The following is a 25,853-nucleotide window of genomic DNA, read 5'->3' as shown; positions in this document are numbered from 1 at the left end:
AAGAAAAGCGGCGCATTATCCACGCATTCTGGGGTTTTCAAAGCACCGAAAATCTGCCAGGAAGCCGGAGGGGGGACAGGGGTCTAGGCCGCGATGCCCTTCGTCAACATACGATTCAATGAGGCAGTCCGCATGTCTGATACGACCGCAACCGCCGTCCAAGGGGACAATCCCAAATCGACGGGCACCGTCAAATGGTTCAACGATGCAAAGGGGTTCGGCTTCATTACGCCCGACGACGGCGGTGAAGATCTGTTCGCCCATTTTTCGTCCATCCAGATGAATGGTTTTAAAACCCTGAAGGAAGGCCAGAAAGTGGCCTTCGAGATTATCCAGGGGCCCAAAGGCAAACAGGCGCTTAATATCACAGCTGCCTGAGTTACCCTTAAAGCGCAACGGTAAGGTTGCGCCATTATTCAGGCGGGGCTTTCGAGCCCCGCCTTGTTATTTTTCATTCATTGCGCCAGGTCATGCCCAAGAACGCCGTTTTAAATCCTGTCAGCCTCACGTTGTTCAAGACAGCGTTCTTCAGAAACTTCCTGCCGAAAGCCCTGGCAGCCATCGCCATGGCCCTGCCTCTGGCGGCCAGCGCACAGCAAACCGGACCGCAAGCCCCGCTGCCCACCACCCAGCTTTCGGCCGGCATCCATATTATCCGCGCAGAAGTCGCGAACACGGAAGCGACCCGCCGCGACGGCCTGATGTTCCGCAAGGAGCTGCCCGGCAACGACGGCATGCTGTTCGTCTTCGAACAGCCCGACGTGCAGTGCTTCTGGATGCGCAACACCATCCTTCCGCTCTCGATTGCCTTTATCGCCGACGATGGCACGATCGTCAACATTGAAGACATGGCGCCGCAGACCGAAGACCCGCACTGCGCCAAGAAGCCGGTGCGCTACGCGCTGGAAATGGCCCAGGGCTGGTTCGAACAGCACGGCATCAAGGCCGGCAAGAAGCTGGACGGCCTGCCCTGAGGCGAACCGCCGGCGGATATGAAAAGGGAGCCTGCAGGCTCCCTTTTCGTTCCTGCGCGCAGCAAGCCGCTGCGCGCCAGCCCGATTACACGCGTTCGATGATCAGCGCGATGCCCTGGCCCACGCCGATGCACATAGTGCACAGCGCGTAACGGCCGCCGGTGCGGTGCAACTGATTGATCGCGGTGGTGGCCAGGCGTGCGCCGCTGGCGCCCAGCGGATGGCCCAGGGCGATCGCGCCGCCGTTGGGGTTCACGCGCGGGTCGTTGTCGGCGATGCCCAACTGGCGCAGCACGGCCAGGCCCTGGGCGGCAAACGCCTCGTTCAGTTCGATGACGTCCATCTGCGCAAGCGTAAGGCCGGTCTGGGCCAGCACCTTCAGCGTGGCGGGCGCCGGGCCAATGCCCATGATGCGCGGCGCGACGCCGGCCGTGGCCATGCCGACCACGCGGGCGCGCGGGGTCAGGCCATGGCGGGCGGCGCCCTTTTCGTCGGCCAGCAGCAGCGCAGCCGCGCCGTCGTTGACGCCCGAGGCGTTGCCGGCGGTGACGGTGCCGCCTTCGCGGACCACGCCCTTCAGCTTGGCCAGCGCTTCCAGCGTGGTTTCACGCGGGTGCTCGTCCTTGCTGACGATGATCGGGTCGCCCTTTTTCTGGGCGATCGACACCGGCACGATCTCGGTGTCGAAGAAACCTTCCTTCTGCGCGCGCGCGGTCTTCTGCTGGCTGGCCAGCGCGAACAGATCCTGGTCTTCGCGGTTGATCTTGAAATCGTCGGCGACGTTCTCGGCCGTTTCGGGCATCGAGTCCACGCCGTATTGCGCCTTCATCAGCTTGTTGATGAAGCGCCAGCCGATGGTGGTGTCGTAAATCGCGGCATTGCGCGAGAACGCGCTGTCGGCCTTGCCCATGACAAAGGGCGCGCGGCTCATGCTTTCCACGCCGCCGGCCAGCATCAGGCCGGCTTCGCCAGCGCGGATGGCGCGGGCAGCGCCGCCGATGGCGTCCAGGCCCGAACCGCACAGGCGGTTGACGGTGGCGCCGGGCACTTCGATCGGCAGGCCGGCCAGCAGCGTGGCCATGCGGGCCACGTTGCGATTGTCTTCGCCCGCCTGGTTGGCGCAGCCCATGATGGCGTCGTCCAGTTCTTCCCAGCGCACGCCAGGATTGCGCGCCACCAGCGCCTTGATGGCTACGGCAGCGAGATCGTCGGGGCGCACGGAAGCCAGGGCGCCGCCGTAGCGGCCGAAGGGGGTGCGGATCGCATCACAAATAAAAGCATGCACGGTCATGGGAGGCTCGAAGTCAGTGAGAAAAAATCCGGATCGGGCGATCTTAACGCAGCGCTTTCGCGCCAAGTTGGTGCGCCTGCGGGATGTCCGCTGCACGGACAGTGTCCAATGGCTGTTCACCCTGCCTGTGCGCGCCCCGTGCACCGCGCCGGGGCGCGGGCGCGGCTTATGGACTCACGCCGGCGGCTTGGCGGCGCGTCCGGCATCGACGATGGCTTGCCGGCGGAAACGCCCCGCAGCCAGGTGGTAGAAGGGTTGCGGGCAGAATTGGCGCGACACGCCGGAAGCCAGCAGAGAGCCGACCAGCAGCCAGAACAGCATGGGCTGGCTGCCCGTCATTTCCATCACCACCACGCTGGCGGTCAGCGGCGCCTGGGTCGCGGCGGCCAGGAACGCGGCCATCGAGATCAGCACCAGCACGCGATGGTCGACGCCCTCTCCCGCCAGTTGCCAGATGTGATGGCCAATGCCGGCACCGGTGGTCAGGGCCGGCGTGAAGATGCCGCCCGGTATGCCCGCCCAATAGGAGGCGACCGTCGCGGCCAGCTTGGCCAGCCCGAAGCTCGCGGGTGCAGTGTCCTTGCCCGACAGCAGGTCCGCGGCCACGCCATATCCCGTGCCGTAGACGCTGCCGGCGGTAGCCAGCCCGATCATGGCCAGGATCAGGCCCATGATGAAGGCGGTCCAGATCGGATGGGCGCGGATCCAGGCGCGCCAGGACTGTGGCGCGCTGCCAGCAGCCCCCTTGCCGAGCAGGCGGGCGAATATGCCGCCCAATGCGCCATTGAGCGCCGCGCAGATGGCCACCCACATCACCATGCCATGCGTCAGCGGCGCGCCGCCGAACACGCCGAAATAGGGGTTGTTGCCGACCACGGCCACGACCAGGAAGCCCGAGGCCAGCACGCCGATCAACACCAGCCGCTGCCAGCGCAGCACCGTGCCGCGCCCAAGCTCCTCGATGGCGAAGATGACGCCGGCCAACGGCGCGTTGAAGGCGGCCGCCAGGCCGCCCGCGGCGCCGGCGGCAATCAGTTCGTTGGCGTGAAAGCCGCGCAGCTGCACACCGCGACGTTTCCAGAAGTCGCCCCAGGCCAGCATCAAGGCCGCGCCCACCTGCACGGACGGCCCTTCGCGGCCGATCGAGGCGCCGGCCAGCATGCCGCCGAACGCAAGAGGAATTTTCCAGAGAGTCTGCCCCAGCGCCACCAGGCTGTTCTGGCTGGCGCCCGGCGGCAGCGACAAGGCGCCGATGACCTGCGGAATGCCACTGCCGGACGCATTGGGCGCGAAGCGCAAAGTCAGCCAGCGCAAGGCCGCCAGGCTCAGCGGCAGGACCAGCAAGGCCAGCCAGCCGTTGTAGGCGACCCACTCGCGGTTCCATTCCAGCGCCTTGTCGGCCAGATAGGCAAAGCCCAGCGACATCAGCGCCACCAGGCCGGCGCCCCCCAGCAACAGCCCCATCTGCACGCTCTTGCGCGACAGGCGGTTGATCTGGCGCACCTTGCGATGCGCCCATCGGCGCGGGCCGGCCAGCAGCCGGCGTAGAGGGTCGGGCAGGTTCATGGGCAGAAGCCGGCGCGGTTGAAAGTGGCTAACCTTACCACTCCCACCTGACCGCCAGCCCACAGCGCAGGATCAGAACGTCGACCAGTCGTCGTCAGAGGCCTGCGCCAGCGCGGGACGCGCCACCGGCGCGGCCGGCTTGCGCGGCGCCGCAGGCACCGCCTGCACCAAACGGACCTGGGCTTCACGGGCCGATCCGCCTCCGGCTTCGACCTTGAAGCGGCGCACTTCCTGGGCCAGGCGCGTGGCCTGTTCCTGCATGCTGGCCGCCGCCGCTGCCGCCTCTTCCACCAGCGCGGCGTTCTGCTGCGTCACGGTGTCCATCTGCGCCACGGCCTGGTTGACCTGGCCGATGCCGGCGGACTGCTCTTCCGAAGCGCTGGCGATTTCGCGCACCAGCGTGGCGACCTGGCGCACGCTGTCCACCACTTCGCGCATGGTGCGGCCGGCTTCGTCGACCTGGCGCGTGCCGCCCTCGACGCGCGTGACCGACTCGTCGATCAAGGCCTTGATCTCCTTCGCGGCCACTGCGGAGCGCTGCGCCAGCGTGCGCACCTCGCCCGCCACCACGGCGAAGCCGCGACCCTGCTCGCCGGCGCGCGCCGCTTCCACGGCTGCGTTGAGCGCCAGGATGTTGGTCTGGAAGGCAATGCCGTCGATCACGCCCGTGATGTCGGCAATGCGGCGCGAGCTGTCGGAGATCGCGCTCATGGTCTGGACCACGCCCTCCACCACTTCGCCGCCGCGCACGGCCACGCTGGAAGCCTGGTTGACCAGCCGGTCGGCTTCGCTGGCGTTGTTGGCGTTCTGCTGCACGGTGCTGGTCAGTTGCTCCATCGACGCCGCGGTTTCCTCCAGCGACGAGGCCTGTTCCTCGGTGCGCTGCGACAGGTCTGCGTTGCCCTGCGCGATCTGCGAGGACGCCGAGGCGATGCTCTCACAGCCGTCGCGCACGTCCTTGACGATGCGCGCCAGGCTTTCGTTCATGGTCTTGAGCGCGCCCATCAGGTCGCCGGTTTCGTCGCGCGTGGCGACCTGGATGTCGGTCGTCAGGTCGCCGGCCGCAACCTGGCGCGCCGCCGTCACGGCCTGTTCCAGCGGACGCACGATGCCGCGTGTCACCAGCCAGCCCAGCAACATGCCGACCGCCACGCCGATCACGGCCAGGGCGACCATGACGGCGCGCAACGTTTCATACAGATCCGTGCCGCTCTGCACGGTCTGGGCGGCGGCGTTTTCCTTGGTCTTCGCCAAGGTCGTCATGAGGTCATCCAGCTTCTGCGACGAAGCGATCACGCGCGCCTCGATTTCGGCAACGCGCGGATCGGCCTGGGTCAGCGGCCGCGCCTGGGCGGCGGCGAAGAAGGCCGCGGACTCGCGCTTCCAGACCTGCTCGGTCTCGGTGAACTGCGCCAGCGCGCGCTTGCCTTCTTCGGAATAGAAGTTGGCCGCAGCCTTTTCACGCAGCGCGTCCATGTTGGCGACGGCGTCGTCGAACTGCTTGCGCAAGGCCTGGCGTTCCTGGTCGGTGGACGCGGCCAGGTAGCCGTTGCGGGCGCGGCCCGCATAGATCAGATTGATGTTGGCTTCCTTGACGTCCGAGATGCCGCGCAGCTCGGTGTCGTAAAGCCGGTCGTTCATTTCATTGATGCGCGCCAGGCCCCAGACCCCGAAGCCGCCAATCGCACCGCCTATCACCGCCACCAGCAAAAACGCGCCCGACAGGCGCGCGCCGATGCGCAAACCCGAAAATAACCGCAACATGCTTCCCTTCCCTGTAAGTACCACGGTTTATGGCGGGCATGCCGCGGCCGTGGACCCCGTGGTTCAGTCGCCGACCGGGGCCAACGATAGTGGCTGGCAAACCTAGGGATTACCCGGAAGAAAAGCCGGTTTGTTCTTCATTTCCCCGCAATGAATTCGACAATCGACAGGGATTTCGCAGGCTGAATTTTTCCTGAACAAAAAAGAAAACCCCACGCTTGCGCGAGGGGTTGATCAGCAGGAGCCGCGACGCTGACGCCGCGGCGGGCCTGGCTTTGCCTATCAGGCGAAGTTCTTGGCCGCGAATTCCCAGTTCACCAGCGCCCAGAAGTTTTCCAGGTACTTGGGACGGGCGTTGCGGTAGTCGATGTAGTAGGCGTGTTCCCACACATCACAGGTGAGCAGCGGCTTGTCGGCCGTGGTCAGCGGGGTGGCGGCGTTGCTGGTGTTGACGATGTCGACCGAGCCGTCGGCCTTCTTGACCAGCCAGGTCCAGCCCGAACCGAAGTTGCCGGCGGCCGACTTGTTGAAGGCTTCCTTGAAAGCGTCGAAGCTGCCCCACTTGGCGTTGATGGCGTCAGCCAGCTTGCCGGTCGGCGCACCGCCGGCCTTGGGAGCCAGGCTGTTCCAGTAGAACGTGTGGTTCCAGATCTGGGCGGCGTTGTTGAAAATGCCACCCGAGGACTTCTTGACGATGTCTTCCAGCGACAGCGTTTCGAATTCCGTGCCCGGGATCAGGTTGTTCAGGTTCGTGACGTAGGTCTGGTGATGCTTGCCGTAGTGGAACTCCAGCGTTTCCTTGGAGATGTGCGGAGCCAGCGCGTCCAGTTCGTAAGGCAGGGGGGGAAGAGTATGTGCCATGTGAGGTTCCTTCTGTTGAGTGCACGATCAAGCCGTTCAATTGTATCGGCAACTACTGAGGATACCGCGTTAACCCCCCGCCCGCGCGGGGTTAAGGGACGCATCTGCTTATGACTGGAAGCATGTGTTCATGACAGCGGCCCGACCGCCCTCTTTCAGGAAGCCTCGCGCGTCTCGCGCCTGCGCGTGACCGCGACTTCGGCTCCGCCCTGCGCGAAGCTCAGGTCCAGCGCCTGCCCCGCCGTCAGCGCGGCCCCGTCCCGCACGATGCGGCCCTGTTCGTCGCGCGCGATGGCGTAGCCGCGGGCCAGTGTGTTGCCCGGATCCAGCGCGCGCAATTGCGCCGTGGCGGCGGCCAGCCGGTTGCGCCGCTGCACCAGCAGCCGCGCATGCGCCTGGCCGAGCTGGCGCGCCGCGCCGGCCAGCCGGTCGGCCGCGCGGCCCGTGTCGGGTACGCGATGCGCCAGACGCTGCGTCAGCAGATTGACGCGCGCGGCGCGGCGCTCCTGGGGACCGGACCAGCCGGTGGCCAGGCGGAAACGCAGGCTGTTCAGGCGCTCCCGCTGATGTTCGAGCCGTTGGGCCGGAGACACCAGTTGCGCGGCAGCGCGGTCCAGCCGCTGGGCAGCGCGTTCCAGGCGGCGCTGCTGACCGCGCGTCATGGCCTCTGCCGCCTGCATGACCCGGCCCAGCAATTCCGAACGCGGCACGCAGGCCAGTTCGGCGGCTGCGGTCGGCGTCGGCGCGCGCACGTCGGCCACGAAATCGACGATGGTGAAATCCGTCTCGTGCCCCACCCCGCTGATGACGGGGATTGCGCTGGCCGCAACCTCGCGGGCCAAGGCTTCGTCGTTGAAGCTCCAAAGATCCTCGATGCTGCCCCCGCCGCGCACCAGCAGCAGGGTATCGACCTCGGCGCGCTGGTTGGCCATGCGCACCTGGGCGGCCAGCCGCCCGGCGGCGTCCGCGCCCTGGACCGGCGCGGGGTAGATGAACACGGGCACCTGGGGCGCGCGGCGCGCCAGCGCCGACAGCACGTCCCGCAACGCCGCGGCATGCAGGGACGTCACCACGCCGATCGCCCGCGGCAGGCGCACGGGTTCGCGCTTGGCGGCGGGATCGAACAGGCCTTCGGAAGCCAGTTGCTCCTTCAGGCGCAGAAACGCCTCGTACAGATTGCCTAGTCCGGCCCGTCTCATGGCGTCAGCCTGCAGCTGATAGTCGCCACGGGGCTCGTAGAGCGACACGCGGGCCCGGATTTCGACCTGATCACCGGCCCGCGGCGTGAAACCCACCGCACTGGCGCGGCTTCTGAACATGACTGCCCGCACGGAGGCCCGGCTGTCCTTGAGCGTGAAGTACCAATGCCCGGAAGCCGCCGCCGTGAAGTTGGAAATCTCTCCACGCACCCATAGCGCCGGGATGCTGCGCTCCAACAACTGCCCCACAGCTTGATTCAGCTGGGCAACCGTCAGGATATCCCGCGCAAATACGTTGTTTGTGACTGTAGATTCAATTGTCATGGGGCTTTCCGATGCGTACCTGTCCACAGGAGCCGCGTAGCGGGCCGCAATCATACCGCGTCCCAGCAGATTTCCCCCAACCGGCCCGAAAGCCAGCAAATTCGAACTAAATCATTGATTTTTATATAACTTTATTGAAAACAAAGCTGCTCGAAATTGAAGCAAACAAGTGCAAGCCCTGTGCCCACAAGCACTTCCGGGAAGTTTTGCACAGAATTATCCACAAGATCTGTGGATAGATTGGGGGTCGTACCGACTTGCCACACCCCCGCCGCACCGTTACAGTTTCGGCTTGATCAGATGCCGGTTCGCGCCGCTTTGCGCACCGGTCCCCCGGGAGTTGAACGCTTTGCTTTCCATACTGCGCGAGGCCGGCTGGCCGATATGGCCCCTGCTGGCGACATCCGTCCTGGGCCTGGCGCTGATCTTCGAGCGCTTCCTCTCCCTGCGCCGCGGCCTGGTCATGCCGCGCGGCCTGAGCGACCAAGTCGCTGAAATGCTGCGCAACCGCCAGGACACTCCCGACGCGATCAACCGCCTGGAGCGCAACTCGCCGCTGGGCCGGATCCTGGCCGAGGTGATGCGTCACCGCCACCTGCCGCGCGAGGAACTGCGCAACGTGGTCGAGGATACCGGCCGCGCCGTCGCCCACGACCTCAGCCGCTACATCTCCGCCATCGGCACCATCGCCGTGGTCGCGCCCCTGATGGGCCTGTTCGGCACCGTGGTCGGCATGATCGAGATCTTCGGCTCCTACACCCCCGGCGGCGGCGATCCCGCGCAACTGGCGCGCGGCATCTCGATGGCGCTGTACAACACCGGCTTCGGCATTCTCATCGCCATTCCCGCCATGATCGCGCACCGCTATCTGCGCGGCCGTGTGGACGGCTACCTCAGCGCCATGGAACAGACCGCGTCGCGCCTGGTCCGCGCCGTCTCCCCCGGGTCCGCCATGCGCGAGGGCCGTTCATGAATTTCCGCGGCCCCCGCGGCGAGCGCGATGAGCTGGATATCAACCTGATTCCGCTCATCGACGTGCTGCTGGTCATCCTGATCTTCCTGGCGGCAACCACATCCTTCGCGCGCTTCACCCAGCTGAAGGTGACGCTGCCCCAGGCCTCGATGGAACAGGACACGCCTCCGGCGCTGGAAGTCGCCGTCAGCCAGGACGGGCGCTACGCGCTCAACGGCACGCTCATCGACGTCTCCACGCCGCCCGAAATCGCCGAGGCCTTGCGCCAGGCCGCCGCCGGCAAGACCGAACCGCTGGTCGTCATCAACGCCGACGCCCAGGCCACCCACCAGTCCGTGATCAACATCATGGAAGCCGCCCGGCTGGCTGGCATCGGCCGCGTCAACTTCGCCGCGCAGACCACCCGGTGACCGCCAAGCGCGCCTCGACGCTGCTGGCGCGCCAATGGCAGCACGGCGGCTGGCTCTCCAATCTGCTGCTGCCGCTGTCCAGGCTGACCGCCTGGGAAGTGGCGCGCAAGCGCCAGCGCTACCTGGACGGCACCCGCCGCTCGTACCGCGCCCCCGTTCCCGTCGTGGTGATCGGCAATGTCTACGTCGGCGGCACGGGCAAGACCCCCATGGTCATCGCCACCGTCGAAGCGTTGCGGGCCCGCGGCTACACCCCCGGGGTCGTCAGCCGCGGCTACGGCGTCAAGGTCGGGCCGCACGCCCGCGTCGGGCTGGGCCAACTCGAAGCCGCCCGCTTTGGCGATGAACCCGCGCTGATCGCCCGCGCCACCGGGGCGCCGGTTTCCGTGCACCCGAAGCGCGCCCTGGCCGCCCAGGCCCTGCTGCAGGCGCACCCCAAGGTGGACGTGATCGTGTCGGACGACGGCCTGCAGCATCTGGCGCTGGCGCGCGACATCGAAATCGTGGTGCAGGACGAGCGCGGCGTGGGCAATGGCCGCCTGCTGCCGGCGGGCCCCCTGCGCGAGCCCGCCGAACGGCTCCGGGAGGTCGACGTGGTCGTGACGAACATCGGCACCCCCGGCGGCCAGCCCCAAGCCGGGGGCAGCGTCCGGCCGCGGCAAGTCCGCATGTGGCTGGAACCGGGCGATACGCGCCAGGTCTCGGGCCGCGGCGCGCGCCCCCTGGCCGCCTTTGCCGGCCAGCCGCGCATCGCGGCGGCGGCCGGCATCGGCAATCCGGAACGCTTTTTCACCACCCTGCGCGGCGCCGGCATCCAGCTGGAAACCGCGCTCGCCCTGCCCGATCATCACGATTACGCCGAGTCGCCCTTCCAGGCGCTGACAGCCGAGGCCATCCTGATCACCTCCAAGGACGCGATCAAATGCGCCGCCCTGGACGATCCGCGGCTGTGGGAAGTGCCCGTGCGCGCCGGCTTCTCCGATCCGCAACTGTTCGACTGGCTGGCGCAGGCGCTGCGCCAGCCAGTCCGGGCCTAGCAAACCGTCCGCCTGGCAGCGCCGCGCGGCCCGGCCCTCGGCAAACTGCTTTAGAATTCCGGTCATGGAATCCCGCCTACTCGACATCCTCGTCTGCCCGCTGTGCAAGGGCCGCCTCGAACACGACCGGCAGCAAGCCGAACTGGTTTGCCGCGCCGACCGCCTGGCCTTCCCTGTGCGCGACGGCATCCCCGTCATGCTGGAATCGGAAGCCCGCGCGCTGGACGACGCCCCCGCTTCCCACTGAACCGCCGAGCATGAGCTTCATCGCCCTGATCCCGGCGCGCACCGCCTCGACCCGGTTGCCCGACAAGCCGCTGGCCGACATCGCCGGCAAGCCCATGGTCGTGCGCACCGCCGAACGCGCGGCGCTGTCCGGCGCTTCCCGCGTCTATGTGGCCACGGACGACGTCCGCGTGCAACAGGCGGCGCAGGCGCACGGGCTGCAGGCGCTGATGACCCGCGCCGACCACCCGACCGGCACCGACCGCTTGGCCGAAGCCGTGGAGCAACTGGGCCTGCCTGACGACGCCATCGTGGTCAATGTGCAGGGCGACGAGCCCCTGATCGAACCCGAACTCATCGACGCGGTCGCGGCCAAGCTGCAAGCCAGCCCCGAGGCCGACATCGCGACCTGCGCCTGTCCCCTGGCCAACGCCGAGGCCCTGTTCAACCCCAACGTGGTGAAGCTGGTCTGCGCCGCGAACGACCGCGCGCTGTATTTTTCACGCGCCCCGATCCCCTGGGCCCGCGATGCGCTGGCCTCGGGCGAACGCGTGCTGGCCGACGGCCTGCCGGCCTGGCACCACATCGGCCTGTACGCGTACCGGGTGTCGTTCCTGCGCCGCTATCCGTCCCTGCCGCAGGGCGCGCTGGAACGTTTCGAATCTCTGGAGCAGCTGCGCGCCATGGAACACGGCCACGTCATCGTCGTCCATCGGGCGTCCAACCCTCCTGCCGCAGGCGTAGATACCCCGGCAGATCTGGAACGCGTCCGACTGGTCTACAGCAAGCAGATATAAGGGTTATTTCCTATGGCGCGGCTCCGCATCGGCTGCTGCATTGCGGCATAATTCCCCGGATCACAAAAAATACACCCCTTCAGGAGCACTCATGCGTCTCATCTTGCTCGGACCTCCCGGCGCCGGCAAAGGCACCCAGGCCGCGTTTCTCACCCAACACTTCGGCATTCCCCAGATTTCCACCGGCGACATGCTGCGCGCCGCGGTCAAAGCGGGCACGCCGTTGGGCATTGAAGCCAAAAAGGTCATGGATGCCGGCGGTCTGGTTTCCGACGAGATCATCATCGGCCTGGTACAGGACCGTCTGAAGCAGCCCGACTGCGCCAACGGCTACCTGTTCGACGGTTTCCCCCGCACCATCCCGCAGGCGGACGCGCTCAAGAGCGCCGGCGTCAAGCTGGACTACGTGGTGGAAATCGAAGTCCCCGAAGAAGACATCATCGAACGCATGAGCGGCCGCCGCGTGCACCAGCCCAGCGGCCGCAGCTACCACGTGCGCTTCAACCCGCCCAAGGTCGAAGGCCGTGACGACGTCACCGGCGAAGAGCTGATCCAGCGCGACGACGACCGCGAGGAAACCGTGCGCAACCGCCTGGCCGTGTACCGCGACCAGACCCGCCCCCTGGTCGACTACTACTCGTCCTGGGCGCAGCAGAATCCCGCCGACGCGCCGAAGTACCGCAAGATCTCCGGCGTCGGCGCGGTCGAAGAAATCAAGGCCCGCCTGTTCGAAGCCGTCCAAGGCTGATCGGCGCCTCGATGGCTCACAGGCCTTCGGCGCTGGCACCGGAACGCAACGCGTCCGGCCGGCCCCGAAGGCCTAGTCATATCCGGCGCCTGCCGCGCCGCTTTCATCCCTAGAACTACTGGTGGTAGACACATGGAAATCGCGAACAAGGTATTCATCGTCACGGGCGGCGCGTCCGGACTGGGCGCCGGCACGGTGCGCATGCTGGTCGAAAACGGCGCCAAGGTCGTCATCGCCGACGTGCAGGACGAGCCGGGCTCGGCCCTGGCCAAGGAACTGGGCCAGCGCTACGTCCACTGCGACGTGACCCAGGAAGCCGACGGCAAGAACGCCGTAGCTGCCGCGCTCGAGCTGGGCTCGCTCTTTGGCCTGGTGAACTGCGCCGGCGTCGCGCCCGCCGCCAAGATCGTGGGCAAGAACGGCGCGCATCCGCTGGAACTGTTCCAGAAGGTCGTGTCGATCAACCTGATCGGCAGCTTCAACATGATGCGCCTGGCCGCCGAGGCCATGAGCGCCAACGCGCCCGAACCCACCGGCGAACGCGGCGTGATGATCAACACCGCCTCCGTCGCGGCCTTCGACGGCCAGATCGGCCAGGCCGCCTACGCCGCCTCCAAGGCCGGCGTGGCCGGCATGACCCTGCCCATTGCGCGCGACCTGTCCAAGACCGGCATCCGCTGCATGACCATCGCCCCGGGCATCTTCGGCACGCCCATGATCTTCGGCATGCCGCAGGAAGTGCAGGACTCGCTGGCCGCCAGCATTCCCTTCCCCGCCCGCCTGGGCCGCCCGGAAGACTACGCCAAGCTGGTCCACAGCATCATCACCAACGACATGCTCAATGGCGAAACCATCCGCCTCGACGGCGCCATCCGCATGCCGCCGAAATAATGCCCCCACGCTTCGCCCGCTGCGCGGGCTCTCTGCCCCCCGAGGGGGCTCTTTTTCCCTTGGGGCGGTCCAAGGGAAAAAGGCGCTCCGGCGTAGAGAAAAAACGTAGGGCGAAGTGTTGCCCCATTCAAGGGGCAATGTTGGTTATGGGGCCTGCCGGCCCCCTTTTTACGTAGTCTTCCATGAGCCTGTTTCGTTCGGCGGCCACGGTCAGCAGCTTCACCCTGCTGTCCCGCATTTCCGGCCTGATCCGCGACATCCTGGTGGCCCGCGCTTTCGGCGCCGGCCCCATCACCGACGCCTTCTGGGTCGCTTTCCGCATTCCCAACCTGCTGCGCCGCCTGTTCGCCGAAGGAGCCTTCGCCCAGGCCTTCGTGCCCATCCTGGGCGCCGCGCGCAACAACCGTTCCGAAGCCGAAGTCCGCACCCTGCTGGACCGCGTGGCGCTGCTGCTGACCGCGGCGCTGATGCTCATCACCCTCATCGGCATAGTCGCCGCGCCCTGGGTGGTATCGGCCATGGCCAGCGGCCTGCGCGGAGCCGCCCGCGACACCGAATTCGGCGCCGCGGTCTGGATGACGCGGGTGATGTTCCCCTATATCTTCTGCATGTCGCTGATCGCCTTCGCCTCGGGCGTGCTCAATACCTGGCGGCGCTTTGCCGTGCCGGCTTTCACGCCGGTGCTGCTCAACCTGGCGATGATCGCGGCCTGCATCTGGCTCGCGCCGCGCATGGACGTGCCGGTCTACGCGCTGGCCATCGGCGTCATGATCGGCGGCGTCGCGCAACTGGCTGTGCAATGGATCGCCCTGGCCCGGCTCGGCCTGACGCCACGCTTCACCCTGCGGTTCCGCGAGGCCTGGAGCGACCCCACGGTGCAGCGCATCCTCAAGCAGATGGCGCCCGCCACCCTGGGCGTCTCGGTCGCGCAGATCTCGCTCTTGATCAACACCAACATCGCCACCTGGCTCACGCCGGGCAGCGTTACCTGGCTGTCATTCGCCGATCGCCTGATGGAATTCCCCACGGCGCTGCTGGGCGTGGCGCTGGGCACGGTGCTGCTGCCCAGCCTGTCCGCCGCCCATGCCCGCGACGACCACGGCGGTTACAGCGGACTGCTGGACTGGGGCCTGCGCCTGGTGCTGCTGCTGGGCCTGCCGGCGGCGGTGGGCATGGCGCTGCTGTCCGACGGCCTGGTCGCCACCCTGTTCCACTACGGCGCCTTCGCCGCCCAGGACGTAAGCCAGACCCGGCTGGCGGTCATTTCCTATTCCGCCGGACTGATCGGTCTGCTGGCAGTGAAGATCCTGGCGCCCGGCTTCTACGCCAAGCAGGACATCCGCACGCCGGTGAAGATCGCCATCGGGGTGCTGATCATGACGCAGTTGATGAACCTGGTGCTGGTGCCTCTGATGGCGCATGCCGGGCTGGCCCTGGCAATCGGCCTGGGCGCCTGCCTGAATGCGCTGGCGCTGCTGATCGGCCTGCGCCGCCGCGGCGTCTATCAGCCCGGCCCCGGCTGGGCGGCGTTCGCGCTGCGCCTTTTGCCCGCCTTGGCGGCGCTGGCGGCCTTGCTCTGGTATGCGGACGGACGCATCGACTGGATCGCCCTGCAGGCCCACTCCGGTCAGCGGGTGGCCTGGCTGACTGGGGTGCTGGCGGCCAGCGGCGCGGTCTACTTTGGAATGTTGTTACTGTTTGGCTTCCGCCCTAGGGACTTCGGCCGACGTCCGGCGCGCTAAGTTCGGACAATCTGCCTATATACACGTCAAAAGCCGGTCTAGTACCGGCTTTTTTTGCATTAGATTCGTCAAGAATTGACAATCAGCCGGTAATCTTTGGTAAAAAACCTTTATTATTTACAAATTGCCATCGAAAGGATCCCCCTTGAAGCACTGCGGGGACATGAAGTGAAGTACGCCCAAGGACAACCCATGGCGGACCAGGTAATCAATTGGCTGCTGTTATTGCGCTCCGGCAAGGCGACCGCCCAGGACTATAACGACTTCCTGGCGTGGCGTGCTGCCGACCCAGCCCACGAGAACGCCTGGCAGCAGCTGACCGGCTCGCTGGAAGGATCGACGTTCGGCCGGCTTGGCGACGCCTATCCCGCCGGCTACGCGACCACCGGCCCGGCCATCCCGCATCTCGCGGCCCCTCCCGGCCCCGCCATTGCGCCCCCTCGCCGCCGTTTTCTGGCCGGCGCGCTGGCGCTCGCCGGTACCGGCGCCTGCGCCGCCTACGTGGGCAATGCCTTCTATCCCCTGGGTAACGTCGCGGCGGATGCCGCCACGGCCACGGGCGAGCGTCGCCGCTACGTGCTGTCCGACGGCAGCCAACTGCTGCTGGACGCGCGCAGCCGCGTTAACCTGGACTTCACTCCCGCGTATCGCCAGGTCCGCCTGCTGGACGGCGCCGTGACGGTGTCGGTGGCTCCTGACGCGCGCCGCCCTTTCCTGGTCCAGACGGCAGAAGGCACGGTCCGCGCGCTGGGCACCCGTTACATGGTGCGCCAGCAAGCCCAGCGCACCCTGGTGGTGGTGCATGAGCACGAGGTCGAGGTCGAAACCATGTCCGGGGCCCACGGCACCGTCCGCGCCGGCACCGGCGCCCGGTTCGACGCGGCCCGCATGGACACCCCGCGCGCCGAACTCATGGCCGAAGCCGCCTGGGAAGCCGGCTGGGTCGAAGCCCGCGGCCGCCCGCTGGCCGAAGTGATCGCCGCCCTGCGCCCCTACCGCAGCGGCACGCTGCGCGTGTCCATGGCCGCTGGCGGCCTGCCGGTATCCGGCCACTTCCCGCTGGACGACACCGACGCCGCGCTCGATACGCTGCGCGACATCATGCCCATCCACGTCCGCCGTTTCACGCCCTGGTTCGTCTCCATCAGCGTCGCCACCTGACAACGCCGGCATTCGCCCCGTGCCGCCGGAGCGGCTTCGTTGTATACTAAGCACGGTGTTTTTATCCAGTAGGCGCCACGGGTTTTCCTCAAACGCATGAGGACCATCCGCAAGGGCTCTCCAGCCCAGGGAATTCCTCCCGCAGCGCCCCCCGCCCGGTTGACGGGCGCTCCATCGGCTGATCAAACATTAAAAGCTTGCATTCCCGTAGGGACTTGCTACAATGTTCGACTTTGCCGAATTCAACTTATATAGCAACATGGCCAATACCGCCCAAGCCCGCAAGCGCGCTCGCCAATCCGTTGAGCGCAACAAGCACAATTCCAGCCTGCGCTCGATGCTGCGCACCGCCATCAAGCGCGTTCGCCAATCCATCGCCGCTGGCGACAAGGCTGCGGCTGGCGAAGTGTTCCAGAAGGCCTCCAGCGTGATCGATCGCGTGGCCGACAAGAACATCATCCACAAGAACAAGGCCGCTCGCCACAAGAGCCGCCTGGCTGCCGCCATCAAGGCGCTGGCCTAAGCCATTCTGCCGCCCTGTTTTCAGGGCGTCACGAATACGGCAAATGAAAAAGGATGCCCATGGGCATCCTTTTTTGCGTTTCGGGCCGCCGCAAAGCCTCTATTTTTCGGCGTCCATATACTCCCCTTTGCCCCCTTGCGCCCGCCGCGGCTATAACTGCGCCGCGATCCGCTCGGCGAAGAAATCGATGAACGCGCGCACCCGGGCAACCTCCGCCGATCGGGGCGGCCATAGCAGCGAAACGCTGCCCCGGTTTTCGGTGTAATCCTCGAGCACCGGCCGCAGCCGCCCCGCCGCCACGTCTTCCTTTACCAGGTAGCTGGGCGCCTGCACGATCCCCAAGCCGCCGATCGCCGCGGATGCCAGGGCCTCGCCATCATTCAATATGCTGGAGGGTTTGAATACCCTGCCCGACGGCTCTCCCTTGAAAGCCCAGGTTTCCGTCCTGCCAGTCGTTGGAAACCGATAGTAGATACAGCAATGCTCACTGAGATCCGCAGGCGTACGCGGCGTGCCGCGCTGGGCCAGGTAGGCGGGCGAGGCGCAAGTCGTGAACGCGTGCGGGCCGATGTTGCGGGCCTGCAGCCCTGAATCCTCCAGTTCGCCCAGGCGCAATACGAGGTCGTATCCGTCCTCGATCACGTCGACGATCAGGTCGTCCAGATTGATGTCGACCATCACCTCGGGAAAGCGCGCGTGGAAGTCGCTGAGCGCCGGCAACACGATCCTGCGGCCCATCACCGTGGGAACACTGATCTTGAGCCGGCCGCGGGGCGCGTTCTGCACCAGCTGCAACTCGCGCTCCGCCTCCTGGAGATCCTTCAGGATCTTGCTGACATAGCGGTACAGGACCTCGCCTTCACCGGTCGGCCCCAGAGAGCGCGTACTGCGATGCAGCAGCCGCACGCCCAGCTTGAGCTCCAGCCTTTCAACCGCCTTGCCCGCCGCGGACGCGGACAGGCCCAGCTTGCGCCCGGCCGCAGCGAAACTGCCGGACTCCACCGTGGCCGCGAAGGCCACCATTCCACTGAACGATTCGATCGAAAAGGTTCCGGACATATGTTCGCGACTCTAAAGACCGCCACCCGTCTTCTGTCGGAGGCGGTACCGATGAATGATGCATCCCAATGGGATGCCGGGCTGAACGCTGGCTACAGCTGATTCGATCAGCCGTCGATGCGCTTGAACCTCCGATCCTGACACAAGGCTGGAATTTTTAGAGGAGACCACAATGAATACAGGACTACGCCACCCTTCGGCGTCAGAAAATTCAGACTTTCAGCACGCTGCCTTCGACATCATCGTGGTGGGAGGCGGTTCGGCGGGCGCCGTGCTGGCCAGCCGCCTGAGCGAGGATCCCGCCCGCCGGGTACTGCTGCTCGAGGCCGGCCAGGCCTATCCGCCCCACGCCTACCCGGACGCCGTCCGCGCCCAGAACATCATCGGCGGCGACGCCAAACACGACTGGGGATACGTGTCCCAGCCAGGCTGGGGCGGAAAGTCCTTCCCGGTTCCGCGGGGCAAGGTGCTGGGCGGCTCCTCGGCCGTGAATGCCGGCGTCTGGATGCGCGCGCCCGCAGCCGACTTCGAGCGCTGGACCCGAGCAGGACTGCCGCATTGGTCCATCGCCGACGCGCTGCCATTCTTCCGCGGCAGTGAATGGACCGCCTCGGGCGCGGACCAATGCCATGGCCGCACCGGCCCGGAGCCGGTGCACCAGTTGCAGGACGACGAAATCTCCGACATGCAGCGCGCGTTCCTGGTTTCGGCCCAGATGGCGGGCCATGCCCGCGTGCAGGACTTCAACAGCGACGCGCCTTTCGGCGTCGGTCCCTACCCGATGAACAACCGCATGGGCCAACGGCTGAACACGGGTATGACCTACCTGTCGGACGTCGTGCGCGCCCGCCCCAACCTGACGATCTACAGCGAGACGCTGGCGGACCGCGTCGAGATTGAAAATGGCCGGGCGCAGGCCGTGATCCTGGCCGATGGCGAGCGGATCGCAGCTGGCGAAGTCGTACTCGCGGCTGGGACGTATGGATCGGCGGCCATCCTGCTTCGCTCCGGCATCGGGCCGGCGGCGGACCTCAAGGCCCTGGACATCCCCGTGGTCGCCGATCTTCCGGTCGGCCTGCGACTGCAGGAGCATCCCTTCTACTTCACGGTCTGGGCCGCGCATCCCGACCGGCTGGGGCTGCCCATCCCGCCGGTTGGCGCCATCCTGTGGACCCGGTCATCCCGGGCCGGGCCCGGCGACGGCGACCTGCATGTCAGCGCAGTGCATTATGGCGACCCCGCCGACTCGCCCACCGGCGCAATCTTCATGCTGGCCCTGGCGCTGACTCGTCCCAGCTCCATCGGCAGCCTCAAGCTGCAAGACCGCGATCCCCGCACTGCGCCGCTCATCGACCTCAACATCCTGGGGACTGCGCGCGATCGGAAACTGATGGTCGAAGGCATTCAATTGATCCGCCGGATCGCGAGCCAGGGCCCGCTGTCCGAGATCATCGCTCAGGAGCTCGTGCCGGGCCCCGCCGCAGCAGACGCTGCGGCGCTGGAAGCGGCCCTGCCGACAGCGTTGGACATCTATCACCACCCCACCTCGACCGCCCCCATGGGCGGCGACGGCGATCCTGGCGCGGTAACGGACTATCAGGGACGCGTGCGCGGCATCGCCAGACTGCGAGTCGCGGACGCATCCTGTTTCCCGGACGTCCCCTCCGTCGCCACCAATCCCACCGTAGTCATGCTGGCCGAACGCGTCAGCCACTGGATCAGGAACACGGAGGCCAGATCATGAAAGATGCCGCAAACACCGCCTGGACCCGCAAGGCCTACAACTGGATCGGCGGCGTCCAGCGCTCCGAAGGCGCCCTGAGGGAATCGATCGACCCTGCCACCTACAACATCATCGGCCACTACCCCGACAACGGCTTGGCGGCGGCAAAGTCGGCCGTCACGGCAGCCGTACGCGCCTTCCGCACGACGCCTTGGGCCCATGACCACGAACTGCGCGCCCGCGTGCTGGAGCAGTTGGCGCGGGCATTCGAGCGCAACCGCGACCGGCTGCTGGACATCCTCTCCCTCGAAAACGGCAAGATCAAGGGCGAAGCGGGCTTCGAGCTCGACATGATTCCAAGCAAGCTGCGCTACGCGGCCGCCGCCGCCCTGCTCGAAAGCGGCCGGGCGCTGACGCCCAGGCCCGGCAGCATTTCCATGGTCCTGCGCCAACCCATGGGCGTAGCGGCGGTAATCGCGCCCTGGAATTCACCGGCCGTGCTGACGATACGGTCGCTGGCGCCGGCGCTGGCGGCCGGCTGCACGGCGGTCGTCAAGCTGCCCGGCCAGGTGGCGCAAACAGCCAGCTTCATGGCCGAGATCATGGCCGAGGCGGAGGACCTTCCGGACGGCGTGATCAATCTGTTCTTCGAAAGCGGACCCGATGGCTCCGCCTATCTGGTGGACTCGCCCGAGGTGCCCGTCATCAGCTTCACCGGCTCCACCCGCACGGGCCGCGCGATCAGCGCCGCCGGCGCCAGGCACTTGAAGCGCTTCGGCATGGAACTCGGCGGCAAGACTCCCATGATCCTGTTCGATGACGCGGACGTCGACGCGGCGCTGCCCGTGCTTGAAAAGGCCTTGACTGTCTTCAGCGGCCAGTTCTGCATGACCGGCTCCCGCTTGCTGGTCCAGGACGGCATCTACGCCGAGGTTCGCGACGGACTGGCCTGCCGGCTGCGCAAGGTCAAGGTCGGCCCGGCTGCCGATCCGGACAGCGACATGGGGCCGCTGATCGACCGCGCCAGCGTAGAACGCGTCGACCATGCCGTCGTCCTAGCGATCGCCGCGGGCGCTACGGCAGTCGAGCGCGGCGGGCCGGTGGACACAGGCCCGCTGGCCAGCGGCGCCTTCTACCGCCCCACGCTCCTGGAGGTGACCGAAAACAGCCTGGCCATCGTCCAGCAAGAAACTTTCGGCCCGGTGTTGACGATCCAGCGCTTTGCCGACGAGGCCGAAGCCATACGCCTGGCCAACGACAGCGAATACGGCCTGGCCGCCAGCGTCTGGACCCGCGACGTCGAGCGGTCGCTGCGTGTCGCGCAAGCCATCGACGCAGGTTCGGTATGGATCAACGACTGGGCCAAGGTCTACGACAGCACCGAGGAAGGCGGCTTCAAGCAATCCGGGCTGGGACGCCTGAATGGCGTGGCCGCGCTGGAGGACTTCATCGAATACAAGCACATCGCGCTCAAATCCGGCCTCGGGTAATGCCGACCAGCCAGAACATCCATTAGAAAAAAGGAGGCTCCCATGCCGGATTCCATCGCCGCAAAGCTGATTGACGCGCTCCATGCGGGCGCGGACGTCCCGCCAGGCTGCCGCGTCAATCACGCGCGCGGACTGCTTGTGGAAGGCAGATTCCTTGGCGTGCCCCGGGCAGCGCAATTCTGCGCTTCGCCCATGTTCAACGACGCTGAGCAGCCGCTCCTCGCCCGATTCTCGGACTCCGGCCCCGACCCGCGGATTCGCCAGGACAGTCCGCAAGCCGAACCGCGCGGCCTGGCCGTGCGTATCGGACAGGGTTCGCAGTTGGTGCTCGTAGGCCACTCGATCGAAGGTTTTCCCGCACAAGACCCGCAGACGTTTCTTGCATTCATACAGGCCCTGAACACGCAGCACACCGCCCCCGAGGCGTTGCAAGCCCATCTGGCGACCAATGCGCCGGCGCAACGCTTCGGCCAACTGCAGCAAGACGCCCTGCCCACGGGCTACGCCTCCCGCAGCTATCACATGCTTCATTCCTACCGCCTGACCGCCGCGGATGGCGGAACGCGAACTGGCAGGTTGACGATCCGGGGCAGGAACGCCGATGGCGCTCACAAGGCCCTGACCGGTCGGAACTGTATGGACGAGGCCTTGCGCCATGCAATGGCGGCGGGCCCGGTGGCGCTGGAACTGGCGTTTACCCCGGAGCCGGAACGAGGCACGACGGACGACCCGTCCACGGGCTGGTCAGGACATGGCGGCTCGATGCTCCTGGGATATCTGATGCTGGAACGCCTTGCGCCAGATCAGGACGCACAGCGCACCCTGGTATTCGACCCTTCCATCCTGCCTGCCGGCATCGAGTTCGCGGGCGACCCGCTGCTGAAGGCGCGCTTGCAGGCCTACCGGCTGGCGACAGAGCGACGACTGCGCGGCATTTCCTGATCCAGGCCAGACGCCAGGCGGCTCCGGGCCGCCTGCGCCGCCTCGCGCAACGACGCCATCAATGCATCCACCAGCGGATTGCCCGGCCGGTGCTCCGGAAACACCACGCTGACCCGGAACGGAAACGAGCGCGCCAAGGGGCGGATATGCAGGCCCCGGCCGGCAAAATCCAGCGCAGTCAGCGGGTTCACGATGGCCAGGCCCAGGCCCTGACGCACGAAAGTACACACAGACACGGCAGTCGTCGTCTCGACGATGGACCGCCGCAGCACGCCGGCTTCGGCAAAGGCTTCGTCGATCTGGATACGATAGGGATCGCTGGAGGACAGGCTGACGAATGCATGGCCTTCGAAATCGGCCAGCTCGATGCGCTGCCTGCCCAGGAGTTCGTGGGCGTCGGGCAGCACGCAGACTTCGTCCACTTCCAGCAGCAGCTCCACGCGCGTGCCGGCCGGCGCCGCGTCGTGCTCGGTCAGGCCCAGGTCGTAGCGCTGGGCGCTCAGCCATTCCTCCAGGAAGGGCGATTCCTGGGTTTCCAGCGCCAGGCTCACCCCGGGATGGCGCTCATGGAAACGCCGGAACGCGTCCGGCAGGATCGAATGGGAAAAGACCGGCAGCGCGATCACCGACAGTTGCCCGCCCTTGTAGGCCCGCAGGCGGGCCGCGGCCGAAGCGACCCGTTCCAGGCCGGCGTAGGACTGGCGGACCTCGTCGAACAGCGCCAGGCCCGGCATGGTGGGCCGCAGCCGCCCTGCCACCCGATCGAACAGCGTGAAGCCTATGCCCTGCTCCATGCGCGCCAGCTCGCGGCTGACGGTCGGCTGGGAAGAGCCCAGCAGCTCGGCCGCCTTGGTCACGCTGCCGGCGATCATGACCGCACGGAAGACTTCGATTTGCCGGTGCGTCAGCATCGCCTACCCATATCAAAAATGAATCGATCAAGGAATTTTAAGCATTTTACTGGATGACCGAAGCCGGGCATCATGCCGCCTTGTTTTCACTTCCACCAACAAGGTTTCGCCCGCCATGGCCTTCGATCCGCGCCAACTCACCCAACTCGCCGCCGAGCACGGCACGCCGCTCTGGGTGTACGACGCCGCCGTCATCCGTGAACGCATTGCGCAACTGCGCCGCTTCGACACCATCCGCTATGCGCAGAAGGCCTGCTCCAACCTGCACATCCTGCGCCTGATGCGCGCCGAAGGCGCCGTGGTGGACGCCGTCTCGCTGGGCGAGATCGAGCGCAGCCTGGCTGCCGGCTTCCAGCCCCAGGGCGAGCCGGAAGGCATCGTCTTCACCGCGGACCTGATCGACCACGCCACGCTGGCCGCGGTGCTCAAGCACGGCATCACCGTCAACGCCGGTTCCCTGGACATGCTGGCCCGCGTGGGCCAGGCCTCGCCCGGCCATCGCGTCTGGCTGCGCATCAACCCGGGTTTCGGCCACGGCCACAGCAACAAGACCAATACCGGCGGCCCGCAGAGCAAGCACGGCATCTGGATCGGCGATGTAGCCGAAGCCATGGCCATCGTGCGCCGCCACGGCCTGAAGCTGGTCGGCATCCACATGCATATCGGCTCGGGCGTGGACTACGCCCACCTGTCCAGCGTGTGCGACGCCATGGTCGACGTGGTCGCCTCGCTGGACCATGACATCGAAGCCATTTCGGCGGGCGGCGGCCTGTCCATCCCGTACCGCGAAGGCGATGCCCGTATCGACTGCGACCACTACTTCGAGCAATGGGACGCGGCGCGCCGCCGCATCGCCGAACGCCTGGGCCACGAGATCCGCCTGGAGATCGAGCCGGGCCGCTTCCTGGTCGCCGAGGCCGGCGCGCTGGTGTCGGAAGTGCATTCGATCAACCGCCGCCCGGAGCGCGACTTCGCGCTGGTCGATGCCGGCTTCAACGACCTGATGCGCCCGGCCATGTACGGCAGCTATCACCGCATTTCGGTGCATGCGCCCGATGGCGGCAAGCCGCAGGGCGCGGCGGAGACCCGCATCGCCGTAGCCGGCCCGCTGTGCGAATCGGGCGACGTGTTCACCCAGGACGCCGGCGGCGTCGTGTCGGATCAGTTGCTGCCGCAGCCGCGCATCGGCGACTTCCTGGTGTTCCACGACGCGGGCGCCTACGGCTCGTCCATGTCCTCGAACTACAACAGCCGCCCGCTGGCGCCCGAAGTGCTGCTGGACAACGGCGCGGCGCGGCTGATCCGCCGGCGCCAGACGATAGGCGAACTGCTGGCGCTGGAAGACGCCTGAGCGCCATCAGGTCGGGAACGCCTCGCGCAAGGCGAAGGTTGCCTGCTTGAACACGCCCAGGTCGGTGCCCACCGCCACGAAGTGCATGCCCATGTCCAGGTAGCGCCGCGCATCCGCATGCACCGGCGCAAGAATGCCCACGGCCTTGCCTTGGGCGGACACCCGCTGGTACAGATGGCGGATGGCCTCCTGGACTTCGGGATGGCCGGGATTGCCGATATGTCCCAGCGCCGCGGCCAGGTCGGACGGCCCGATGAACACGCCGTCCACGCCTTCCACCGAAGCGATCTCGTCCACCGCGGCGATGCCCGGGCGGCTTTCTATCTGCAGCAGCACGCAGATGTTGTCGTTGATGGTGTGCAGGTAGTCCGGCACCGTGCCATAGCGGTTGCTGCGCTGGGCGCCCGCCACGCCGCGCATGCCCTGCGGCGGATAGCGCGTGGCGGCCACGGCCCGGCGCGCGTCCTCTTCGGATTCGATGAACGGAATCAGCAGGTTGTAGAAGCCGATATCCAGCAGCCGCTTGATCTCCACCGGATCGTTCCACGACGGCCGGCCGACAGCGGCGCTGGCGCTGCCCTGCAAGGCCTGCAGCTGCTGCAGGAACATCGGCACCTCGTTGGGCGAGTGCTCGCCGTCCAGCAGCAGCCAGTCGAAATCGGCCAGGCCCACGAGCTCGGCCGTGATGTGGCTGGACATGCACATCCAGAATCCGATGAGCCGTTCGCGCGCCAGGATGCGTTGGCGGAAACGGTTGGGTAGGGGTGAGTTCATTGCACTTTTCACTTCATCAAGAAAAACAGGTCAGGCCGGGCCAGCAAGCCCGGCCGCGCATTCAATCCACGCATTCAATCCATTTTCGCGCCCGAGGCCTTGGCGGCCTTGCCCCATTTCGTGATCTCGTTATCCACGAACGCCGAGAACGATTTCGGGTCGTCGGCCACCACCACGAACCCCACGCTCTCCAGCTTCTGCCGGATCTCGGGCGAGGATAGCGCCTTCACCGTCGCCTGGTTCAGGCGCTGGATCACGGCGGGCGGCGTCTTCGCTGGCGCCGACAAGCCAAACCAGGACTCGGCCGAAAAACCCGGATAGCCTGATTCCGCCACCGTCGGCGTATCGGGATAGGCGGGATTGCGCTTGGCGCTGGCCACGGCCAGTGCGCGCAGCTTGCCCGACGTGACCTGCGGCAGCAACGCGTCCTGGTTCAGGAACAATACCGAGACACGGCCTCCGATGGTGTCGGTGATGGCGGCGGCGCCGCCCTTGTAGGGCACGTGCACCAGGTCGATCTTGGCGTCCTGTTTCAGCATCTCCATGGCCAGGTGGCCGGAGGAGCCGCTGCCCGAGCTCGCATGCGTGTACTTGCCCGGATTCTCCCGCGCCAGCTTGATGAAGTCCGCGAAAGTCTTGCCCGGGAAGTCGTTGTTGGCCACCAGCACATTGGGGCCGGTGGCCAGCAGCGAGATATGCGCGAAGTCGCTGTTGCGGTATGGCATGTTCTGGTAGATCGCGTAGCTGATGGCGTTGGACCCCACGCCGGACAGCAGCAGGGTATAGCCGTCGGGCTCGGCCTTGGCCACCATGTCGGAGCCGATATTGCCATTGGCGCCGCCCTTGTTCTCCACCACCACGGTCTGGCCCAGCTCCTTGGACAGTTCGGCCGCCAGCAGGCGCCCCACCGAATCGGTGCTGCCGCCCGCGGGGAACGGCACCACCAGCTTGAGTTGCTTGGCGGGCCAGGCCGCGCCCTGCGCCATCAGCATGCCGGGCAGCATGGCCAGTGTCCCCGCCGCCGCCAGGATGGCCAGGCGCGCGCGCGCCGCCGGTTTCTTCTGTTGCATGGTTGTCTCCTCTATGGTTTTTTTAGTATGTGCGCCCGGTGTCCGGG

Annotated in this window: 25 protein-coding genes; 16 read left to right on the top strand and 9 right to left on the bottom strand. The window is 66.7% G+C overall.

All coding sequences use genetic code 11. The annotated features are described in order from the left end of the window. Positions 1 to 132 precede the first annotated feature (132 nt). A complete protein-coding gene (locus IB258_RS06485; protein WP_006220277.1) occupies positions 133 to 378 on the top strand; it encodes a cold-shock protein in 246 nt (81 codons plus the stop codon). Positions 379 to 566: 188 nt separating this feature from the next. Beyond that, entirely contained in the window at positions 567 to 974 is a 408-nt protein-coding gene (locus tag IB258_RS06480) for a DUF192 domain-containing protein (RefSeq protein WP_119449368.1), read from the top strand. 85 nt (positions 975 to 1,059) lie between these two features. Here IB258_RS06480 and pcaF read toward each other — a convergent pair whose 3' ends face one another. The 5 genes from pcaF to xseA all read right to left on the bottom strand — a co-directional run bounded on the left by pcaF (position 1,060) and on the right by xseA (position 7,979). Next, complete coding sequence (gene pcaF / locus IB258_RS06475; RefSeq protein ID WP_054452365.1) at positions 1,060 to 2,265, bottom strand: 3-oxoadipyl-CoA thiolase; 1,206 nt, start codon at positions 2,263 to 2,265, stop codon at positions 1,060 to 1,062. A 174-nt stretch (positions 2,266 to 2,439) separates the two neighbouring features. Then, positions 2,440 to 3,831 (bottom strand): chloride channel protein, encoded by a 1,392-nt coding sequence (locus IB258_RS06470; RefSeq protein WP_054452367.1) that lies wholly within the window; start codon positions 3,829 to 3,831, stop codon positions 2,440 to 2,442. 72 nt (positions 3,832 to 3,903) lie between these two features. Next, positions 3,904 to 5,595, bottom strand: coding sequence for a methyl-accepting chemotaxis protein (locus tag IB258_RS06465; protein ID WP_192352313.1), 1,692 nt, complete (start codon positions 5,593 to 5,595; stop codon positions 3,904 to 3,906). 282 nt (positions 5,596 to 5,877) lie between these two features. Next, positions 5,878 to 6,456: a superoxide dismutase [Fe] gene (sodB, locus tag IB258_RS06460; RefSeq protein ID WP_013394768.1), complete on the bottom strand. Its 579-nt coding sequence runs from the start codon at positions 6,454 to 6,456 to the stop codon at positions 5,878 to 5,880. 155 nt (positions 6,457 to 6,611) lie between these two features. Beyond that, positions 6,612 to 7,979 (bottom strand): exodeoxyribonuclease VII large subunit, encoded by a 1,368-nt coding sequence (xseA, locus tag IB258_RS06455; RefSeq protein ID WP_192352312.1) that lies wholly within the window; start codon positions 7,977 to 7,979, stop codon positions 6,612 to 6,614. A gap of 349 nt (positions 7,980 to 8,328) precedes the next feature. On the opposite strand from xseA, the gene IB258_RS06450 reads away from it, so the two are divergent. The 10 genes from IB258_RS06450 (at position 8,329) to rpsT (ending at position 16,486) form a co-directional block, all read left to right on the top strand. Further along, positions 8,329 to 8,952 carry a MotA/TolQ/ExbB proton channel family protein gene (locus tag IB258_RS06450; RefSeq protein WP_054452372.1) on the top strand — a complete coding sequence of 208 codons (624 nt, stop codon included), beginning with the start codon at positions 8,329 to 8,331 and terminating at the stop codon, positions 8,950 to 8,952. Further along, positions 8,949 to 9,362, top strand: coding sequence for a biopolymer transporter ExbD (locus tag IB258_RS06445; protein WP_054452373.1), 414 nt, complete (start codon positions 8,949 to 8,951; stop codon positions 9,360 to 9,362). Before IB258_RS06450 ends, IB258_RS06445 begins: the two co-directional genes overlap by 4 nt. Further along, the gene (lpxK, locus tag IB258_RS06440; RefSeq protein WP_192352311.1) at positions 9,359 to 10,399 is read left to right on the top strand and encodes a tetraacyldisaccharide 4'-kinase; all 1,041 of its coding nucleotides are present in this window, start codon (positions 9,359 to 9,361) and stop codon (positions 10,397 to 10,399) included. Before IB258_RS06445 ends, lpxK begins: the two co-directional genes overlap by 4 nt. 64 nt (positions 10,400 to 10,463) lie before the next feature. After that, positions 10,464 to 10,646, top strand: coding sequence for a Trm112 family protein (locus IB258_RS06435; RefSeq protein ID WP_054452377.1), 183 nt, complete (start codon positions 10,464 to 10,466; stop codon positions 10,644 to 10,646). A 10-nt stretch (positions 10,647 to 10,656) separates the two neighbouring features. Beyond that, the gene (gene kdsB / locus IB258_RS06430) at positions 10,657 to 11,421 is read left to right on the top strand and encodes a 3-deoxy-manno-octulosonate cytidylyltransferase (RefSeq protein ID WP_054452378.1); all 765 of its coding nucleotides are present in this window, start codon (positions 10,657 to 10,659) and stop codon (positions 11,419 to 11,421) included. 91 nt (positions 11,422 to 11,512) lie between these two features. After that, positions 11,513 to 12,169: an adenylate kinase gene (adk, locus tag IB258_RS06425; protein ID WP_054452380.1), complete on the top strand. Its 657-nt coding sequence runs from the start codon at positions 11,513 to 11,515 to the stop codon at positions 12,167 to 12,169. Between the two features lie 132 nt (positions 12,170 to 12,301). Continuing rightward, positions 12,302 to 13,060, top strand: a complete 759-nt coding sequence (locus tag IB258_RS06420) for a 3-hydroxyacyl-CoA dehydrogenase (protein WP_054452382.1) — start codon at positions 12,302 to 12,304, stop codon at positions 13,058 to 13,060. A 182-nt stretch (positions 13,061 to 13,242) separates the two neighbouring features. Continuing rightward, on the top strand, positions 13,243 to 14,802 hold the full coding sequence (murJ, locus tag IB258_RS06415) for a murein biosynthesis integral membrane protein MurJ (protein WP_192352310.1): 1,560 nt from the start codon (positions 13,243 to 13,245) through the stop codon (positions 14,800 to 14,802). A 192-nt stretch (positions 14,803 to 14,994) separates the two neighbouring features. Next, a complete protein-coding gene (locus IB258_RS06410; protein ID WP_175163563.1) occupies positions 14,995 to 15,963 on the top strand; it encodes a FecR domain-containing protein in 969 nt (322 codons plus the stop codon). A gap of 259 nt (positions 15,964 to 16,222) precedes the next feature. Further along, the gene (gene rpsT / locus IB258_RS06405) at positions 16,223 to 16,486 is read left to right on the top strand and encodes a 30S ribosomal protein S20 (RefSeq protein ID WP_006396042.1); all 264 of its coding nucleotides are present in this window, start codon (positions 16,223 to 16,225) and stop codon (positions 16,484 to 16,486) included. A gap of 150 nt (positions 16,487 to 16,636) precedes the next feature. Here the strand turns inward: rpsT and IB258_RS06400 are convergent, their stop codons facing one another. Next, positions 16,637 to 17,509 carry a LysR family transcriptional regulator gene (locus tag IB258_RS06400; protein WP_225590303.1) on the bottom strand — a complete coding sequence of 291 codons (873 nt, stop codon included), beginning with the start codon at positions 17,507 to 17,509 and terminating at the stop codon, positions 16,637 to 16,639. A 208-nt stretch (positions 17,510 to 17,717) separates the two neighbouring features. On the opposite strand from IB258_RS06400, the gene IB258_RS06395 reads away from it, so the two are divergent. Genes IB258_RS06395 through IB258_RS06385 form a run of 3 tightly spaced genes read left to right on the top strand, consistent with a single transcriptional unit; the run spans position 17,718 to position 21,700 of the window. Then, complete coding sequence (locus IB258_RS06395) at positions 17,718 to 19,289, top strand: GMC family oxidoreductase (protein WP_175213714.1); 1,572 nt, start codon at positions 17,718 to 17,720, stop codon at positions 19,287 to 19,289. Further along, positions 19,286 to 20,758: an aldehyde dehydrogenase family protein gene (locus tag IB258_RS06390; protein WP_225590302.1), complete on the top strand. Its 1,473-nt coding sequence runs from the start codon at positions 19,286 to 19,288 to the stop codon at positions 20,756 to 20,758. The genes IB258_RS06395 and IB258_RS06390 overlap by 4 nt, the downstream gene beginning before the upstream one ends. 42 nt (positions 20,759 to 20,800) lie before the next feature. Next, positions 20,801 to 21,700, top strand: coding sequence for a catalase (locus IB258_RS06385; protein ID WP_192352309.1), 900 nt, complete (start codon positions 20,801 to 20,803; stop codon positions 21,698 to 21,700). Here IB258_RS06385 and IB258_RS06380 read toward each other — a convergent pair. Next, the gene (locus tag IB258_RS06380) at positions 21,658 to 22,611 is read right to left on the bottom strand and encodes a LysR family transcriptional regulator (protein WP_192352308.1); all 954 of its coding nucleotides are present in this window, start codon (positions 22,609 to 22,611) and stop codon (positions 21,658 to 21,660) included. The genes IB258_RS06385 and IB258_RS06380 overlap by 43 nt on opposite strands. 115 nt (positions 22,612 to 22,726) lie before the next feature. Here IB258_RS06380 and lysA point away from each other — a divergent pair, with 115 nt between their 5' ends. Continuing rightward, positions 22,727 to 23,962: a diaminopimelate decarboxylase gene (lysA, locus tag IB258_RS06375; RefSeq protein ID WP_054452398.1), complete on the top strand. Its 1,236-nt coding sequence runs from the start codon at positions 22,727 to 22,729 to the stop codon at positions 23,960 to 23,962. Positions 23,963 to 23,968: 6 nt separating this feature from the next. Here the strand turns inward: lysA and garL are convergent, their stop codons facing one another. Together garL and IB258_RS06365 are read right to left on the bottom strand one after the other, a co-directional pair. After that, positions 23,969 to 24,736 carry a 2-dehydro-3-deoxyglucarate aldolase gene (gene garL, locus IB258_RS06370; RefSeq protein WP_054452400.1) on the bottom strand — a complete coding sequence of 256 codons (768 nt, stop codon included), beginning with the start codon at positions 24,734 to 24,736 and terminating at the stop codon, positions 23,969 to 23,971. A 74-nt stretch (positions 24,737 to 24,810) separates the two neighbouring features. Further along, complete coding sequence (locus IB258_RS06365; protein WP_175181439.1) at positions 24,811 to 25,806, bottom strand: tripartite tricarboxylate transporter substrate binding protein; 996 nt, start codon at positions 25,804 to 25,806, stop codon at positions 24,811 to 24,813. Positions 25,807 to 25,853 lie beyond the last annotated feature (47 nt).

Origin of the sequence: Achromobacter sp. ACM02 (genome assembly GCF_014851605.1) — a bacterium.
GTDB lineage: Bacteria > Pseudomonadota > Gammaproteobacteria > Burkholderiales > Burkholderiaceae_B > Achromobacter > Achromobacter aegrifaciens.
The sequence above is the reverse complement of the archived record's forward strand: the minus strand, read 5'-3'. Positions and strand labels throughout refer to the sequence as shown.

Bases quoted from the DNA above. Each gene is read 5' to 3' on its own strand.
- IB258_RS06410 (WP_175163563.1), top strand. From the start codon at position 14,995: ATGGCGGACCAGGTAATCAATTGGCTGCTGTTATTGCGCTCCGGCAAG.
- IB258_RS06390 (WP_225590302.1), top strand. From the start codon at position 19,286: ATGAAAGATGCCGCAAACACCGCCTGGACCCGCAAGGCCTACAACTGG.
- adk (WP_054452380.1), top strand. From the start codon at position 11,513: ATGCGTCTCATCTTGCTCGGACCTCCCGGCGCCGGCAAAGGCACCCAG.
- rpsT (WP_006396042.1), top strand. From the start codon at position 16,223: ATGGCCAATACCGCCCAAGCCCGCAAGCGCGCTCGCCAATCCGTTGAG.
- IB258_RS06465 (WP_192352313.1), bottom strand. From the start codon at position 5,595: ATGTTGCGGTTATTTTCGGGTTTGCGCATCGGCGCGCGCCTGTCGGGC.
- IB258_RS06400 (WP_225590303.1), bottom strand. From the start codon at position 17,509: ATGGTGGCCTTCGCGGCCACGGTGGAGTCCGGCAGTTTCGCTGCGGCC.
- IB258_RS06420 (WP_054452382.1), top strand. From the start codon at position 12,302: ATGGAAATCGCGAACAAGGTATTCATCGTCACGGGCGGCGCGTCCGGA.
- IB258_RS06485 (WP_006220277.1), top strand. From the start codon at position 133: ATGTCTGATACGACCGCAACCGCCGTCCAAGGGGACAATCCCAAATCG.
- xseA (WP_192352312.1), bottom strand. From the start codon at position 7,979: ATGACAATTGAATCTACAGTCACAAACAACGTATTTGCGCGGGATATC.
- IB258_RS06380 (WP_192352308.1), bottom strand. From the start codon at position 22,611: ATGCTGACGCACCGGCAAATCGAAGTCTTCCGTGCGGTCATGATCGCC.
- garL (WP_054452400.1), bottom strand. From the start codon at position 24,736: ATGAACTCACCCCTACCCAACCGTTTCCGCCAACGCATCCTGGCGCGC.
- sodB (WP_013394768.1), bottom strand. From the start codon at position 6,456: ATGGCACATACTCTTCCCCCCCTGCCTTACGAACTGGACGCGCTGGCT.
- IB258_RS06470 (WP_054452367.1), bottom strand. From the start codon at position 3,831: ATGAACCTGCCCGACCCTCTACGCCGGCTGCTGGCCGGCCCGCGCCGA.
- IB258_RS06445 (WP_054452373.1), top strand. From the start codon at position 8,949: ATGAATTTCCGCGGCCCCCGCGGCGAGCGCGATGAGCTGGATATCAAC.
- IB258_RS06365 (WP_175181439.1), bottom strand. From the start codon at position 25,806: ATGCAACAGAAGAAACCGGCGGCGCGCGCGCGCCTGGCCATCCTGGCG.
- murJ (WP_192352310.1), top strand. From the start codon at position 13,243: ATGAGCCTGTTTCGTTCGGCGGCCACGGTCAGCAGCTTCACCCTGCTG.
- IB258_RS06480 (WP_119449368.1), top strand. From the start codon at position 567: ATGGCCCTGCCTCTGGCGGCCAGCGCACAGCAAACCGGACCGCAAGCC.
- IB258_RS06385 (WP_192352309.1), top strand. From the start codon at position 20,801: ATGCCGGATTCCATCGCCGCAAAGCTGATTGACGCGCTCCATGCGGGC.
- pcaF (WP_054452365.1), bottom strand. From the start codon at position 2,265: ATGACCGTGCATGCTTTTATTTGTGATGCGATCCGCACCCCCTTCGGC.
- IB258_RS06395 (WP_175213714.1), top strand. From the start codon at position 17,718: ATGAATACAGGACTACGCCACCCTTCGGCGTCAGAAAATTCAGACTTT.
- IB258_RS06435 (WP_054452377.1), top strand. From the start codon at position 10,464: ATGGAATCCCGCCTACTCGACATCCTCGTCTGCCCGCTGTGCAAGGGC.
- lysA (WP_054452398.1), top strand. From the start codon at position 22,727: ATGGCCTTCGATCCGCGCCAACTCACCCAACTCGCCGCCGAGCACGGC.
- kdsB (WP_054452378.1), top strand. From the start codon at position 10,657: ATGAGCTTCATCGCCCTGATCCCGGCGCGCACCGCCTCGACCCGGTTG.